This window comes from Hydrotalea sandarakina (genome assembly GCF_003254115.1).
GTDB classification, from domain to species: Bacteria; Bacteroidota; Bacteroidia; order Chitinophagales; family Chitinophagaceae; genus Hydrotalea; species Hydrotalea sandarakina.
This window is the reverse complement of the sequence record NZ_QKZV01000006.1, coordinates 77,393-92,651: the sequence shown is the minus strand read 5'-3', so window position 1 is coordinate 92,651 and position 15,259 is coordinate 77,393. Positions and strand designations below refer to the sequence as shown.

At 35.5% G+C, this 15,259-nt stretch carries 13 protein-coding genes; 8 read left to right on the top strand and 5 right to left on the bottom strand.

Going from position 1 to position 15,259, the window contains the following annotated elements:
- Positions 1 to 11: 11 nt before the first annotated feature.
- The gene (locus tag LX80_RS10000) at positions 12 to 734 is read right to left on the bottom strand and encodes a response regulator (protein WP_111295836.1); all 723 of its coding nucleotides are present in this window, start codon (positions 732 to 734) and stop codon (positions 12 to 14) included.
- Between the two features lie 218 nt (positions 735 to 952).
- On the opposite strand from LX80_RS10000, the gene LX80_RS09995 reads away from it, so the two are divergent.
- Positions 953 to 1,735: a S1/P1 nuclease gene (locus tag LX80_RS09995; protein WP_111295834.1), complete on the top strand. Its 783-nt coding sequence runs from the start codon at positions 953 to 955 to the stop codon at positions 1,733 to 1,735.
- Position 1,736: 1 nt separating this feature from the next.
- Here the strand turns inward: LX80_RS09995 and LX80_RS09990 are convergent, their stop codons facing one another.
- Entirely contained in the window at positions 1,737 to 2,915 is a 1,179-nt protein-coding gene (locus tag LX80_RS09990) for a cation:dicarboxylate symporter family transporter (RefSeq protein ID WP_211307745.1), read from the bottom strand.
- A gap of 236 nt (positions 2,916 to 3,151) precedes the next feature.
- Between LX80_RS09990 and LX80_RS09985 the strand changes: the two genes are divergently transcribed.
- From LX80_RS09985 to LX80_RS09960, 6 genes are all read left to right on the top strand, one after another.
- Positions 3,152 to 4,336 carry an acyl-CoA dehydrogenase family protein gene (locus tag LX80_RS09985; protein WP_111295830.1) on the top strand — a complete coding sequence of 395 codons (1,185 nt, stop codon included), beginning with the start codon at positions 3,152 to 3,154 and terminating at the stop codon, positions 4,334 to 4,336.
- 19 nt (positions 4,337 to 4,355) lie between these two features.
- A complete protein-coding gene (locus LX80_RS09980) occupies positions 4,356 to 4,937 on the top strand; it encodes a shikimate kinase (RefSeq protein ID WP_111295828.1) in 582 nt (193 codons plus the stop codon).
- 3 nt (positions 4,938 to 4,940) lie between these two features.
- Positions 4,941 to 5,333 carry a DUF423 domain-containing protein gene (locus LX80_RS09975; protein WP_111295826.1) on the top strand — a complete coding sequence of 131 codons (393 nt, stop codon included), beginning with the start codon at positions 4,941 to 4,943 and terminating at the stop codon, positions 5,331 to 5,333.
- A 111-nt stretch (positions 5,334 to 5,444) separates the two neighbouring features.
- Positions 5,445 to 8,141 (top strand): FtsK/SpoIIIE family DNA translocase, encoded by a 2,697-nt coding sequence (locus LX80_RS09970; protein ID WP_111295824.1) that lies wholly within the window; start codon positions 5,445 to 5,447, stop codon positions 8,139 to 8,141.
- A 165-nt stretch (positions 8,142 to 8,306) separates the two neighbouring features.
- A complete protein-coding gene (locus LX80_RS09965; RefSeq protein ID WP_111295822.1) occupies positions 8,307 to 8,936 on the top strand; it encodes a LolA family protein in 630 nt (209 codons plus the stop codon).
- Positions 8,937 to 9,012: 76 nt separating this feature from the next.
- Positions 9,013 to 10,164: an alpha/beta hydrolase gene (locus LX80_RS09960; protein ID WP_111295820.1), complete on the top strand. Its 1,152-nt coding sequence runs from the start codon at positions 9,013 to 9,015 to the stop codon at positions 10,162 to 10,164.
- Here the strand turns inward: LX80_RS09960 and LX80_RS09955 are convergent.
- Together LX80_RS09955 and LX80_RS09950 are read right to left on the bottom strand one after the other, a co-directional pair.
- Positions 10,161 to 11,066, bottom strand: a complete 906-nt coding sequence (locus LX80_RS09955) for a ribonuclease Z (RefSeq protein WP_111295818.1) — start codon at positions 11,064 to 11,066, stop codon at positions 10,161 to 10,163. The two genes, LX80_RS09960 and LX80_RS09955, sit on opposite strands and share 4 nt — an antisense overlap.
- A gap of 81 nt (positions 11,067 to 11,147) precedes the next feature.
- Positions 11,148 to 11,552 carry an STAS domain-containing protein gene (locus LX80_RS09950; RefSeq protein WP_111295816.1) on the bottom strand — a complete coding sequence of 135 codons (405 nt, stop codon included), beginning with the start codon at positions 11,550 to 11,552 and terminating at the stop codon, positions 11,148 to 11,150.
- Between the two features lie 86 nt (positions 11,553 to 11,638).
- Here LX80_RS09950 and LX80_RS09945 point away from each other — a divergent pair, with 86 nt between their 5' ends.
- The gene (locus tag LX80_RS09945) at positions 11,639 to 14,176 is read left to right on the top strand and encodes an ATP-dependent Clp protease ATP-binding subunit (protein WP_111295814.1); all 2,538 of its coding nucleotides are present in this window, start codon (positions 11,639 to 11,641) and stop codon (positions 14,174 to 14,176) included.
- A 51-nt stretch (positions 14,177 to 14,227) separates the two neighbouring features.
- On the opposite strand, the gene LX80_RS09940 is transcribed toward LX80_RS09945, so the two are convergent.
- The gene (locus tag LX80_RS09940) at positions 14,228 to 15,256 is read right to left on the bottom strand and encodes a glycoside hydrolase family 53 protein (RefSeq protein WP_111296219.1); all 1,029 of its coding nucleotides are present in this window, start codon (positions 15,254 to 15,256) and stop codon (positions 14,228 to 14,230) included.
- Between the last annotated feature and the right edge of the window lie 3 nt (positions 15,257 to 15,259).

The window sequence follows — 15,259 nt, the reverse complement described above, 5'->3', positions numbered from 1 at the left end:
AAAAGTTCAACTTATTTGGTTAAAAATGCCCTGAAATCGGCCATTCTGGCTAAATTATGGCTAATAGAAAAGTTGCGTAGATTGCTGTCCTCGCTTATTTTAGGCAACTTGTTAACCCCTGTTTTAATAACCATGTGCTCATGAAGTTTTTTTACTTCTTCAACCGATAAATCTAATAAGTAAGCAATTCTTTGATTGGCAAGTCCCATTACATGAAATATCAAATACTTTCTTTCTAGTTCAGAATAATTGAAAGGATTGACATTTCTTATTCTTTCTTCCCGATAAACCAATGATTCTTCAATGATAGTGGGATAGGGTAAAGTTGTTCGAGGGTCTAAATAGAATTCTTCACCATTCATTATACGCTGAAAAGCATCAATGATTAAATCTTCAAAAAATGGTTTCATTAAAAAACCATCAGCCAAACATAAAGTGGCATTAAATAAATTTTCTTCGTGATCATGAACGGTTAAAATTAAAATTTTAATGTTGGGGTAAAATATCTTCATGTAATGAGCCAGTGAAGCACCATCGGCAATAGGCATATTAATGTCAATGACCAGCAAATCGGGTAAAGGCTTTTTTTCCAGTTCCAAGTCTTTAATATAAACCAGAAATTCATAAGCAGAATAACAGGCTTTTTCCATAACAAAGTCTGTACGCTCAATAAAAAAATCTCTGAAGCGCCAATGGGTTCGGTAGTGGTCATCTACCATAACAAATCTATACATGCACTTAAGTATTGGTTAATAATAGGCATTTTGCCAATTTACAACCTCATGCTTTAATTTTTTTGATTTGTTGGGGACAAATGTGTTGGCAAATTACATTTTTTTAACTCAAATTTCCAAAAATCATTTTTAACTGAAACTTTTGCTTTTTGCTCCATTCTTAATTTCTTAACCACAAGTTCTAACAAGTTCATTTATTTTCGTAAAAAAATGTACATATGAGAAAGCTTATTTTAGGTGCACTGTTACTTTACATCCCCTTTAGTTCAATGGCGTGGGGTATGTTAGGCCATAGAGTAGTTGGGCAAATTGCCGAAAGCTATTTGAACCCCAAAGCGGCTGCTGCCATCAAAGAAATTTTAGGCAATGAAACTATTGCATTGGCCAGTACTTGGGCCGATTTTGTTCGTTCGGATAAAGATTATGATTACTTAACCCCTTGGCATTACATTAATGTGGCCGATAACTTAACCCAACAGGAATTAAATGCTTATTTAGCTCAGGATACCATAGCCGATGCTTACACAAAAATCAATTTTTTGGCAAGTGAATTGAAAAAGAAAGATTTGCCTAAAGATGTAAAGAAAATGTATGTGCGATTACTCATTCATATTGTGGGAGATGTACATCAACCCATGCACGTAAGTCGTGAAGAAGATGCCGGCGGTAATAAAATTAAAGTATTTTGGTTTGGACAAGCTACTAATTTACATTCAGTTTGGGATGATAAATTAATCAGCAGTGAACAACTTAGCTATACGGAATATACCAATGCTATTAATTTTACTACACCTGAACAACGTAAAGCCTGGATGCAACAGCCTGTTAGTCAGTGGATTTACGATTCGTATGTAATTGCCCAAAAATTATATGGTGAAATCAATTCGCCCGATCCACGTTTAAGTTACCGTTATGTTTACGATCACATTGCCATAGCCAACCAACAATTATTAAAGGGTGGTGTGCATTTAGCAGGTATTCTCAATCAAATTTTTGGTTAATTCAATTTATTGGCGAAACAAATTCCTTTTCACTTTTAGATACTACAATTGTTGCAGCGCCATTACCAATAAGGTTGGTAATGGCCCTTGCTTCACTCATAAATTTATCTACGCCTAATAAAAAGGCAAGTCCTTCTACCGGAATACTGTGCAATGCAGAAAGGGTGGTAGTTAAAACAATAAAACCACTGCCGGTTACACCTGCCGCACCTTTGGAGGTTAGCATTAAAATAAGAATTATCATTACCAAGTGCTCTAATCCTAAATGTACCTGATAAAGCTGCGCAATAAATACCACAGCCATTGACAAATAAATAGAGGTGCCATCTAAATTGAATGAATAACCCGTGGGAATAACCAATCCAACCACTGCTTTACTGCAGCCCATTTTTTCCAACTTATACATCATGGAAGGTAGAGCTGCTTCAGAGGAGGATGTGCCTAAAACCAATAATATTTCATCTTTAATGGCAGATAGATAGTGCAGCACATTAATGCCATAATATTTTAAAATACTTCCCAGAACAATTAGTACAAAGAATGCTGATGCACCATAAACACATGCAACCAATTTGATAAGAGGAAGTAAAGTAGCTAAGCCAAATTTTCCAACCGTAAAAGCCATTCCCCCAAAAGCACCTAAAGGTGCCAGGTACATAATGTATTTTAAAACAAGAAATAAATAGTGTGCAATTCTTCCCAAAAAGTCAATAATGGTAACTCTTTTGCTATGATTATTAACAATTATTCCCACAATAATGGCCACAATTAATGCCTGAATGGTTGTATTTGATTGAAGAAATGCCAGCCAACTGAAGTTTTCTGCAGAAGATGGATTTTTTGCAATGGGTATGGACAAACTGGAAGTATCAACATGGCCCGGTTTAAAAATCAGACCTACTGCTATTCCAATGAATAATGAAAATGTACTTACCAGTTCAAAATAAATTACAGCTTTTAAACCAATTCTTCCCACTTTTTTTAAATTCCCCATGCCGGCAATACCCAGCACTATTGTAAAAAATATTATTGGTACAATAAAAAGCTTAATAATTTCTATGAAATAACTGCCTAAAAACTTCATTTTTACTGCTGTTTGTGGCGCCGCAATACCCAAAACAATAGCGGCAATAATGGCCACAAAAACGTAGAATGTTAAGTGTGTGAATATTTTTTTCAAGAACGAAATTTTACAAATTATTAATCAATATAAATTTAGTCCCTATCACTATGGCTTTAATGGGAAAAAAATCACCATGAAATTAACGGTAAATGCAATTTTCGCACAAAAAACAAACAAAATATGGTAGGCTGTTTACAACACACTACTTTTGTTTCATTGATTGAACGAAGCCTTCATACAACAACTGCATGTAAAAAACACTTACAAATATTCAATTTTAAAAATGAACGATTATGGCTGCCAGAACTGATTTATTTCAATCGCCCGATTACTATCAACTGGATGATTTATTAACCGAAGAGCATAAAATGATTCGTGATGCAGTTCGGAATTACGTCAAAAAAGAAATTTCACCCATTATTGAAGAATATGCCCAAAATGCCGCATTCCCCGAACATATTGTGGCACAATTGGGGCAGTTAGGTTGTTTTGGCCCTACCATACCCACAGAATATGGCGGTGGTGGTTTAGATTATATAAGCTACGGACTTATGATGCAGGAATTGGAAAGGGGTGATAGTGGTGTGCGTTCTACTGCCAGTGTGCAAGGCTCGTTGGTAATGTTCCCTATATATGCTTATGGAAATGAAGAGCAGCGTAAAAAATATTTACCCAAGCTGGCTTCAGGTGAATGGCTAGGTTGTTTTGGTTTAACGGAGCCTAATTTCGGCAGCAATCCTGCCGGAATGTTAACCCATTTTACCGATGCAGGTGATCATGTTATTTTGAATGGTGCCAAAATGTGGATTAGCAATGCCCCATTTGCAGATGTTGCTGTTGTATGGGCTAAGAATGATAATGGCGAAATACAAGGATTAATTGTAGAAAGAGGTATGGAAGGGTTTTCAACACCCACTACACATGGCAAATGGAGTTTGCGCGCCAGTGCTACCGGTGAACTGGTGTTTCATGACGTAAAGGTGCCTAAAACTAATATATTACCAAACATAAAAGGTTTAAAAGGGCCATTAAGTTGTTTAACCAAAGCTCGTTACGGCATAGCTTGGGGTGCTTTGGGGGCTGCAATGGATTGCTATGATACGGCTTTGCGTTATAGCCAAGAGCGTGTTCAGTTTGGTAAACCCATTGGTGCATTTCAATTGCAACAAAAAAAATTAGCCGAAATGATTACCGAAATAACCAAGGCCCAACTATTGGTTTGGCGTTTGGGTGTGTTAATGAATGAAGGAAAAGCCACACCTGCTCAGGTAAGCATGGCTAAAAGAAACAGTTGTGAAATAGCAACACAAATTGCACGGGATGCCAGGCAAATGTTGGGTGGAATGGGTATTACCGGCGAATATTCTGTAATGCGTCATATGATGAATTTGGAAAGTGTAATTACTTATGAGGGAACGCATGATATTCACTTACTAATTACCGGTATGGATGTTACCGGCTTCAATGCATTTAATTAGTTGATGGACTTTTGAAAACATGAATGACCCTTCGAAACATACTAAACCAAAATTTTCAGATTTTCCACCTGTTTTTTTGGTGGGAATGATGGGTAGTGGCAAAAGTTATTGCTGTAAGCAATTAGTAAAACATTTAAATTTTAATGGAATAGATTTAGATGCGCTAATTGAAGAAAGGCACCACCAATCAATCGCCAATATTTTTGAACAATCAGGTGAAGCCTATTTCAGAAAAGAAGAAGCTGCTGTATTAAGGGAAATAGGTATTCAAAAGCATACCATTATAGCAACAGGCGGTGGTACACCTTGTTTTCATCAAAATATGCAATGGATGAATGAACATGGCATAACGGTTTGGTTAAACACCCCTGTAAATGTATTAGTTCAACGCTTATGGCATGAAAAAAAACATCGTCCTTTAATTGCACACTTTGAAAATGTAAATGATTTAGAAGTTTTTTTAAACAAAAAGTTAGAAGAGCGAAACGAGTTTTATGCATTAGCACATATCCATATGAATGAAGTAAACTTGAATATTCATTCCTTACTAAACGAAATAGAACAGCTATTCAAAAATAATTTTCAACATAATTATTTATAAATCATGCATAGAGGTTTTATAGCAACAGCAGCTTGGTTAGGGGCATTAACCGTTATATTAGGTGCATTCGGCGCTCATACATTAAAGCAGTGGGTTGATGCAGATACATTAAATGTATATGAAACGGGCATTCATTATCAAATGTTTCATGTGCTGGCGATTATTGCCATGGGAGTTTTGTACAAATCATTTCCCGGACGTTGGATGCGTGCATCAGGGCGTTTTTTTGCAATTGGAATTTTGTTTTTTTCAGGTTCATTATATGCTATTACTTTTTTAAAAGCCATGCATAACAGTACTTTAATTCCCATAATAGGTCCCATTACCCCTTTAGGTGGATTGTTTTTCATAGCAGGATGGGTTTGCATGGCAATTGCCATACACCGTAAAAGCTAGGTTGGTTTAGTTAGGTTAAGAAAATCTGAATAACTACTTAGTATTGAATAAATAATCCACATATCCGGCCATTCTTTTAAATTGGCAGGTAGTTCGCTTAAATTTGTTAATATGGCAAACCGCTTAAAAAAGAATGTGCCGCCACCTCCTGATCCTGAAAAATTACAACCCGATAAAGAGGTGGAAGTAACTGTATCTGAAGTGGTAAAGGATGAGCGAACTACCAAAATTGCAGGTGCAGTATCCCTTTTATTTGCCTTCTTCTTATTCATTGCCTTTTCTTCTTATTTGTTTACTTGGCAAGATGATCAGGATAAAGTTCAGCAATTCGGCATAAAAATATTTTCCTTAGAAGATGTACGCATAGCTAATTTGTTGGGAGTATTAGGCGCTTATACAGCTCATTTGTTCATGTACAAAGGTTTTGGCATTGCTGCTTATTTGTTTTGTACTTTCTTTTTTGTAGTAGGTGTGAATGGCTTGTTTACTAAAAAAGTTTTTTCAGTTAAAAGAAATATACGTTATGTATTGGTTGGCTTGTTATTAATTAGCTTAACTGCTACCTACTTAACAACCAATATGCAATTTGCATGGGGCGGGGCTGTCGGCAATATGTTAAACACCTGGTTCTTGAATTGGTTAGGTAAATTAGGTACAGCTGCATTTATTTTAATTGCAGTTTTCTCTTATATTATTTGGCGATTTAATCCAACTTTTAGAATACCCCAATGGCCAAATTTTAAGCGCAGTAGTAAAAAACAAAATACTGCTATTGCTGAACCAACAAATGAACAGGATGCAAATTTGGAAAACGATGAAATTCCGGTTTACAGAGAATGGCAACAAGAAAGTTCTGAATTTAATGAAGTGCCATTAGAAGTGAATGGTAATGCGGACGAAGTAGTATGGACCAGTGCTAATAAATTAAAAAATGAAGGAGGTAATGTCACTGTTATACTTCCTGCCGAAGAGCCTAAGGATACCCATGATCCTTTGGTTCAGTTTGAACTAATGGAAAAAGATGCAGTACTGCATAATAATGAAAATGAATTATTGGAACAAGAAATTTTGGAACATGAAGCAGAGGAAAGTGAATTATTGGAAGCTGAACCGGTTTTAGCGCATGCATCAGTGCCTACTAAAAATGTGCCACCCAACATCAATAATAATGAACATGAAAAGCAATCCGGTGGCGCCGCTTTAATGATTGATGACGCTGTTGAAATGCCGCTTGAAATTAAGCCAGTAACAACCGAAGCGGCTGTAACTTCTTCACCCAAAAAAATAGAACCAATACTTAGTGAGCCTTATGATACAACGGCAGAATTAAGCAATTATCAATTTCCTACTTTGGATTTACTGGATTTGCACGGTAGCGAAAAAATTGTACACGACCCCGCTGAATTAGAAGCCAATAAAAACCAAATTATTGCCACTCTTCAGAATTATGATATTGCCATACAACGCATAGCCGCTACCGTTGGTCCAACGGTTACACTTTATGAAATTGTGCCTGCACCTGGGGTGCGTATTAGTCGTATAAAAAATTTAGAAGATGATATAGCTTTAAGTTTAGCCGCTTTAGGTATTCGTATCATTGCACCTATTCCCGGAAAAGGAACCATCGGTATTGAAGTGCCCAATATTCGTAAAACAGTAGTAAGTATGCGTACTTTACTGTCAAGCGAAAAATTTCAGAAAAACAATTTTTCATTGCCAATAGCCATTGGTAAAAAAATTGATAACGAAAATTTTATTGTTGATTTAGCTTCCATGCCTCACTTGTTAATGGCAGGTGCAACCGGCCAAGGTAAATCTGTTGGATTGAATGCTATATTAGTTTCCTTGTTGTATAAAAAACATCCATCTCAACTAAAATTTGTATTGGTTGATCCTAAAAAAGTAGAACTAAGCTTGTATCGTGTAATTGAGAAACATTTCTTAGCAAAATTACCCGGTGAAGATGAGGCGATTATTACAGATACCAAAAAAGTAGTGAATACATTAAATGCCCTATGTATTGAAATGGATAATCGCTACGATTTATTGAAAGAAGCAGGGGTAAGAAACATAATAGAATATAATAAGAAGTTTACGGAACGTCGCTTAAATCCTCAAAAAGGCCATCAATTCCTGCCATTCATTGTTTTGGTAGTGGATGAGTTTGCTGATTTGATTATGACTGCCGGTAAAGAGGTAGAAATGCCTATTGCACGTTTGGCACAATTAGCCAGAGCTGTGGGTATTCACTTAATTATTGCTACACAAAGGCCATCTGTTAATATCATAACAGGTACTATTAAAGCGAATTTCCCGGCTCGTATTGCCTTTAAAGTATCTTCCAAAATTGATAGTAGAACCATTTTGGATGCAGGCGGTGCAGAACAACTGATTGGTAAGGGCGATATGTTGATCAATTATAATGGTGAGATTGTTCGCTTGCAATGTGCTTTTGTAGATACGCCTGAGGTTGATAAGGTTTGTAATTTTATTGGAGAGCAAAGAGGTTATCCTGATGCTTTCTTATTGCCAGAATATGTTGATGAAAAAGATATAGAGGCAAAAGAAATGGATGTGGCAGACCGTGATCCTTTATTTGAAGATGCTGCCCGTTTAATTGTGCAAAACCAGGTTGGAAGCACTTCACTCATTCAACGTCGTATGAAATTGGGCTATAATAGAGCCGGGCGGTTAATGGACCAATTAGAAGCTGCCGGTATTGTAGGCCCTAACCAGGGTAGTAAAGCGCGTGAAGTGCGTTTTAAAACAGAATCTGAACTGGAGGAGTATTTACATTCTATGCTATAATTAGCATATTCCTTCCCCACATTTTTAATAGCTCAATAAACTATTCCACCAATACAGCGTTCTAAAGCTTAATAAAGTGTTATCTTTGCGGCCGAAATTCAGAAAAGTCGCATATTGCATCTTTTATATTTGAAAATTTATATTTAATAACACTAAATTTTTACAATGAAGTACTTGTTTTTTGTTGCAGCTTTTTTCAGTATAAGTTTTTTCACGGCCCAAGCCCAAAATGATCCTGCAGCTAAAAAAATTTTAAGCGAAGTAGGTGAAAAGGTTAAAGCTGCCAAGGGTATTACCGCAAAATTTACTTTAGAATCTATTACCAGTAAAGGCAAACCTAATGGAATTAAAACCGGAACGCTTTCAATGAAAGGCGATAAATATTTATTAAAACAAGGAAAAACCGTAATTATATGCGATGGTACAAATGTTTATAATTATGATGGCAATAAAACCATTACCAAATCATCAGTAGAAGAAAGTAATGCTACTTTAAGTCCGCAAAAATTATTATCCGGCTCATACGATAACGATTTTACGTATAAATTAATTCCTTCTAATGGTCCTAACTATCAAGTAGAAATGTTTCCCAAAGACGAAAGACGGAGTTTTCAAAAAGTTGATTTGTTTATAAATAAAGTAAAACATTTAGTTACAAAAGCAGTTATTTTAGATAAAAGCAATAACAAGACTGTGGTGTTAATAAGCAATATGAATACCAATGCCAACTTTCCTGAAGGAACATTTACTTTTAAACGTGCTAATTATCCTGCCGATGCAGAATTGTTAGATTAACATAATACAATATTTTTAACATAATTGCCACCAATGAAGGTGGCTTTTTTATTGTAGTTCTGTACCTTTATTCATTATGCGATATCTATTTGTTTTAGTTGTTTTTATATCTTCAATTAAGCTTTGCAATGCTCAATATACTGTAAAGTTGGTGGTAACATCTATTGCTACTAAACCTAATGATGCTGTGTATTTAACAGGTAATTTCAATAATTGGAATCCCAAGGATGAACAATATAAGTTAAAACCATTTGGCGGTAATAGGTTGGGTATAGTATTGAAAAATATGGCTCCCGGAAACTATGCCTTTAAATTTACACGAGGTAGTTTTGATAAAGTTGAATGTTTGGCTGATGGGCGTGATATGAATGATAGAATTTTGCAAGTAACCAATGATATTGATACCTCATTAACCATTGCCGGATGGAAGGATGATTATCCTGAAAAACCCAAACCTTATACTGCCAGCCTTCAGGTTTCAATCATTGATACAGCTTTTAATATGCCCCAATTGCATACTAAAAGGCGCATATGGATTTATTTGCCCAAAAATTATTACCAAAGCTCGCAAACTTATCCTGTGTTATATATGCAGGATGGACAAAATTTGTTTAATGAACAAACTGCATTTGCCGGTGAATGGGGTATAGATGAATGTTTAGATACACTTGCACAGAAATTAGGTAAATATTGCATTGTAGTGGGTATTGATAATGGTGGCCAAAATCGTTTAAGCGAATACAGCCCGTTTAATATACCTGCTGGAAAAGCTACACCTGATTCAGTAAAAGCTGAGGGTGATGCTTATGTTAATTTTTTAGTACAAACTTTAAAGCCTTATATCGACAATCATTACCGAACCAAAAAAGGACCTGACTATACTTATATTGCAGGAAGCAGTATGGGGGCTGTAATCAGTTATTATGCGGCTGTTAAATATCCAAACGTATTTGGCGCTGCAGGTATTTTCTCACCTGCGTTTTGGTTGTACACGCCACAGCAACTGCATTTGAATACTGCAAAAAACTTTAAACCGGTATTTTATTTTTATGCAGGTGGAAAAGAGAGTGCCAGTATGGTAAATGATATGGATGCAGTTATTAATGCTTTAAATGCTTACCCCAATCATGTTATTCGTCGATCAATATACCCACCCGGTACTCATAATGAAAAGTACTGGCGACAAGAATTTCCGGCTTTTTACAATTGGTTAATGCAGCTTTATTAAACCAAATATGTTACCCCTTCAATAGCTAAATCAGTGTTTGGGAAAATGGGTTGTGTTTCCTTCAGAAATTCTTCCAGTTGTTCATATTTACTGCTAAAGTGCCCAATAATTAATTTTTTAACTTGTGCTTTAGCTGCAAAAGTAGCAGCCTGTATGGTAGTAGAATGATAACGTACCAGGGCTTTGTGTTCACAGTTTTGTAAATAAGTAGTTTCATGATACAATAGGGATGCCCCCTCACAAACTATTGCATTTTCAGGTGTATAACGAGTGTCGGCGCAGTAAGCATATGATTTTGCCGGCTTATTGGGATTAGTGAGTAGTTCGTTGGCAATAACGGTTCCCTCTTTGTTGGTATAATCTTCGCCTTTTTGTAAAGCTTCATAATATGCAGCCGGTATATGATAAGCAATAACTGCTTCTTTATTAATTTTTCTTGGCATGCGTTTTTCCTTAATAATAAATCCCCAACAAGGTATTCTGTGTTCAACAGGAAAAAGCTTCACAGAGAATTTTGGATCATCTATTAAAATATTTTCAAAATTTTCTAAAGCATGAAAATGAAGTTGAAAAGGCAAATCTGTGCTACCTGCTTTTAGTTGTAGTTGTATAATATTTTCTAATGCTGCAGGGGCATATAAATGCAAATCATTCTGTCTGCCTAACAGGCCCATACTTGTAATTAAACCGGGTAAACCAAAGTAATGGTCGCCATGCAAATGGGATATTAAAATATGATTGATTTTACTTCTTCTAATTTTATACTTAGCTAATTGAGTTTGTGTGCCTTCACCGCAATCTATTAAAATGAGTTGGTCGCCAATGGTAACTATTTGCGCAGTTGGATGCCTGTCGTAAGCAGGCAAAGCAGAGTTATTGCCTAAAATAGTTACTCCAAACATAATTGATTTTTTTTCAATTTAAGAAACAAGTATTTTGTATTATCAATGAAGTGTTAAAAAAATACTTGCTACAAATTTAATTTATTTATCGTCCTCGGTATCAAATTCAAAATCATTTGAATCCAGTAACTCTCTTTCAATCTCTTCCATTTGCACAATATCCCAAGCTTCACTTTCAGTTGGGGTATAATTCAGCATTTCCAACAAATCTTCTTTTTCAAAAACATCCGTTATTTTATTATTCATTTCACAAACAATAAAAGAAGCACTATTATCGTAAAAACTTTGTTGTATTTCAATAATCTTTTGCGCTATATTGCCGTCAATATCATGAACTTTGTTTAACTTTAAAATGAGATTTTTGAGTGACCCCTGAAGATATTGTTGACACATAGCAGCTAATTCATCAGCCATATTGTCATAAATAACAGGCTCTTCTGGCGTTAAAACGGTAAATTTTTCCTTGGTATCAATTTTGACTTTCATAAACAATATTTCTAAACATGTTGTGAATAAATTGAAGGCAACTTTGATCAAAAATATTCGTTATAATTGTATAAATCCAAAAGAATATGGATAATAATTTTTCAGCTCAGGTTAAAGAAATCATTTCTTTCAGTCGTGAAGAGGCTTTACGGCTGGGTAATGATTTTATTGGCACAGAGCACTTACTATTAGGCTTAATTAGAGATGGTGAAAATGTTGCAATAAAGGTTTTAAAGCAATTGAATGTTGACCTTTACGAATTACGTAAAGAAATTGAGTTGGCAGTAAAAGATAAAACCGGAAAAAATATTGCAAATATTAATAGTTTGCCCCTAACTAAGCAGGCCGAAAAAGTAATTCGTGTTACTGTGTTAGAAGCAAAGGCTTTAAAAAGCCCATTGGTAGAAACCGAACATTTGTTGTTAAGTATTTTAAAAAACAAAGAAAATATAGCCACACAAATTCTAAACCAATTTGATGTTGATTATGATATTTTCAAAAATGAATTAGGTATGGTAGGTACCAATTCTACGCCTCCACCCAAAAACGAATTTTCCGATGAGGGTGAAGATGATTTTGATGATGAAAAACAAAAATCTTATCAACGCACAGCCAAACAAGGTAATGTTAAAAGCAAAACGCCCGTACTCGATAATTTTGGTAGAGATATTACCAAATTGGCTGAAACCAATTCTTTAGATCCTATTGTAGGTAGGGAAGAAGAGATTGAAAGGGTTTCACAAATCCTTTCACGTAGAAAAAAGAATAATCCCATTTTAATTGGTGAGCCCGGTGTTGGTAAAACCGCCATTGTTGAAGGTTTAGCATTGCGTATTGTACAAAGAAAGGTGAGCAGGGTGTTGTTTGATAAAAGAGTTGTATCTCTGGATTTAGCTGCCTTGGTTGCCGGAACAAAATATCGGGGACAATTTGAAGAACGCATGAAAGCCATCATGAATGAATTAGAAAAGAACCGTGATGTTATTTTATTCATTGATGAAATTCATACCATTGTAGGTGCAGGTGGTGCCAGTGGCTCATTAGATGCATCAAATATTTTTAAACCCGCATTAGCTCGTGGTGAATTGCAATGCATAGGTGCTTCTACTTTAGATGAGTACCGCCAGTATATTGAAAAAGATGGTGCCTTAGATCGTCGTTTCCAAAAAGTGTTAGTTGAACCACCTAGCGTGGAAGATACTATCATGATTTTGAATAACATTAAAAGCAAATATGAAGATTTCCATAATGTTACTTACGATCAGGAAGCCATTGATTCATGTGTAAAATTGAGTGATCGATACATGACTGATCGCTTATTGCCTGATAAAGCAATTGATGTTTTGGACGAAGTAGGTGCTCGTGTGCACTTGAAAAATATTAATGTTCCTCAAGAAATAGTTGATTTAGAAAAACAAATTGAAGAAGTTAAAAACGAAAAGAATAAAGTAGTTAAAAGCCAGCGTTTTGAAGAAGCTGCTGCTTTACGCGATAAAGAAAAACGTTTGGGTGAAGAATTGGAAAAAGCTAAGTTGGTTTGGGAAGAAGAAAGTAAAAACAAACGTTACCCCATTGGTGAAGAGGATATAGCCGAAGTAGTAAGTATGATGACAGGTATACCTGTGAAGCGAATGGTACAGGCAGAAACTGAAAAACTTCGCCGTATGGCCGAAGATATGAAAGGAATGGTAATTGGTCAGGATGAAGCCATTGCTAAAGTTGTAAAAGCCATTCAACGGAATAGGGTAGGTTTAAAAGATCCTAAAAAACCCATTGGTACTTTCATCTTCTTAGGTCCTACCGGTGTAGGTAAAACTGAATTAGCCCGTTCGTTAGCTCGTTATATGTTCGACTCAGAAGATGCATTAATACGCATTGATATGAGTGAATATATGGAAAAATTCACTGTTAGTCGTTTAATAGGTGCTCCTCCGGGCTATGTAGGTTACGAAGAGGGCGGCCAATTAACTGAAAAAGTGCGTCGCAAACCCTATAGCGTTATTTTGTTAGATGAAATTGAAAAAGCACACCCCGACATTTATAATATTTTATTACAAGTATTAGATGATGGTCAGTTGACAGATGGATTAGGTCGTAAAATTGATTTTAAAAATACTTTGATTATTATGACTTCCAACATTGGGGTACGCCAATTAAAAGATTTTGGAAGTGGCGTTGGTTTTGCAACAGCTGCACGTATTCAAAATGAAGAAGAAAATAACAAAGCCGTTATTGAAAAAGCGCTGAAACGTACATTCTCTCCTGAATTTTTAAATCGTATTGATGATGTTGTAATATTCAATGCTTTATCCAAAGAAAATATTTTCAGCATTATTGATATTTTGATGAAAGGTGTAATGAAACGTTTGGTGAATTTAGGTTTCACCCTTGAATTAACCGATGAAGCAAAAGAATTTATTGCCGACAAAGGTTATGATGTTCAATATGGTGCTAGGCCTTTGCACAGAGCTATTCAAAAATATTTAGAAGATCCGTTGGCTGAGGAAATATTAAACATGAATGTAAAAGCCGGTGATGTTTTGATTGCATCACTAGACAAAGACAAAACAAAAATTGTTTTTGAATTGAAAAGAGCAGCTGAGCAGCAAAGTGCTAAAGCTTAAGTTTACATTTTTTAAATTATATAAACCTGCAGTTTGTTGCTGCAGGTTTTTTTATTGTAAAAATGCGTTCATGGCATCTGTTGGTTTGCCTGTAATATCAAACGCACCTAAACCGTAGCCTTGCCAATTATTATAACACTCCGGTTCCCAATAAAATACACCTATGCCATTATGATTGGGTATGCCTCGTACTTTCTGAATTAAATCGGTTAAAAACTGTTTGCAAATAGCAGGTTGATTCACAGGCATTCCGGCTTCACATATCATTACAGAACAATTATAACGATTAATCATATCGTTCATATTCGCCAGGCATTGGGTATTGTATGAATTCCAATTGGTACTGTCAGGATAAAGCGACATGCCAATTATATCCCACTGGGCGCCATTGTTTTTTAAACCATCAAAAAGCCACCGAAATAAATTATTATTGTATCCATTAGATACATGTACAATTACTTGAATGTTTTGGTTGAAGTTTTTTACAGCTTTATAACCGGCTTCGATTAATGTTGCAAATTGATTCATGTTGGTAGAAGCTCGTCCATCTTCCCATAGCATGCCATTATCAACCTCATTACCAATTTGTACCCATTTTGGAACAATATTTTTTTGTTGCAATGCCTGCAAAACTTGTGTTGTATAGGTGCTAAGTGTATTTACTAAAGCCGGAAATGCTAAGTTTAACCATGCAGCTGGTTTGGTTTGTTTGCCGGGATCAGCCCAAGTGTCACTATAATGAAAGTCTAATAAAATATCCATTCCGGCTTGTTTTGCACGTAAAGCTTTTGCTATAACATCATTTAAGTTGCACCAGCCGTTTGAAGGGTTTACCCAAATGCGTAACCGTATGGCATTAATACCTTTTTGTTTCAGTAACGTAAATAAATCAGTTTTTATTCCTAATGAGTCATAATAGTACCAACCTGCTGCTTCCATTTCTGTAACCCAGCTTACATCAGCTCCTTTGTAAAATTTGGTAGTGTCGCCGGTTGTTACATTGTTGGATGAATTGGGTTTGCTACATCCAATAGTACCATATAAAATTCCCAATAGCAATACTATTTTAAACTTAAACATAAT

What these genes read in the sequence shown, in the direction of transcription:
- LX80_RS10000 (WP_111295836.1), bottom strand. Translation starts at nt 734, where the DNA reads ATGTATAGATTTGTTATGGTAGATGACCACTACCGAACCCATTGGCGC.
- LX80_RS09995 (WP_111295834.1), top strand. Translation starts at nt 953, where the DNA reads ATGAGAAAGCTTATTTTAGGTGCACTGTTACTTTACATCCCCTTTAGT.
- LX80_RS09985 (WP_111295830.1), top strand. Translation starts at nt 3,152, where the DNA reads ATGGCTGCCAGAACTGATTTATTTCAATCGCCCGATTACTATCAACTG.
- LX80_RS09980 (WP_111295828.1), top strand. Translation starts at nt 4,356, where the DNA reads ATGAATGACCCTTCGAAACATACTAAACCAAAATTTTCAGATTTTCCA.
- LX80_RS09975 (WP_111295826.1), top strand. Translation starts at nt 4,941, where the DNA reads ATGCATAGAGGTTTTATAGCAACAGCAGCTTGGTTAGGGGCATTAACC.
- LX80_RS09970 (WP_111295824.1), top strand. Translation starts at nt 5,445, where the DNA reads ATGGCAAACCGCTTAAAAAAGAATGTGCCGCCACCTCCTGATCCTGAA.
- LX80_RS09965 (WP_111295822.1), top strand. Translation starts at nt 8,307, where the DNA reads ATGAAGTACTTGTTTTTTGTTGCAGCTTTTTTCAGTATAAGTTTTTTC.
- LX80_RS09960 (WP_111295820.1), top strand. Translation starts at nt 9,013, where the DNA reads ATGCGATATCTATTTGTTTTAGTTGTTTTTATATCTTCAATTAAGCTT.
- LX80_RS09955 (WP_111295818.1), bottom strand. Translation starts at nt 11,066, where the DNA reads ATGTTTGGAGTAACTATTTTAGGCAATAACTCTGCTTTGCCTGCTTAC.
- LX80_RS09950 (WP_111295816.1), bottom strand. Translation starts at nt 11,552, where the DNA reads ATGAAAGTCAAAATTGATACCAAGGAAAAATTTACCGTTTTAACGCCA.
- LX80_RS09945 (WP_111295814.1), top strand. Translation starts at nt 11,639, where the DNA reads ATGGATAATAATTTTTCAGCTCAGGTTAAAGAAATCATTTCTTTCAGT.
- LX80_RS09940 (WP_111296219.1), bottom strand. Translation starts at nt 15,256, where the DNA reads ATGTTTAAGTTTAAAATAGTATTGCTATTGGGAATTTTATATGGTACT.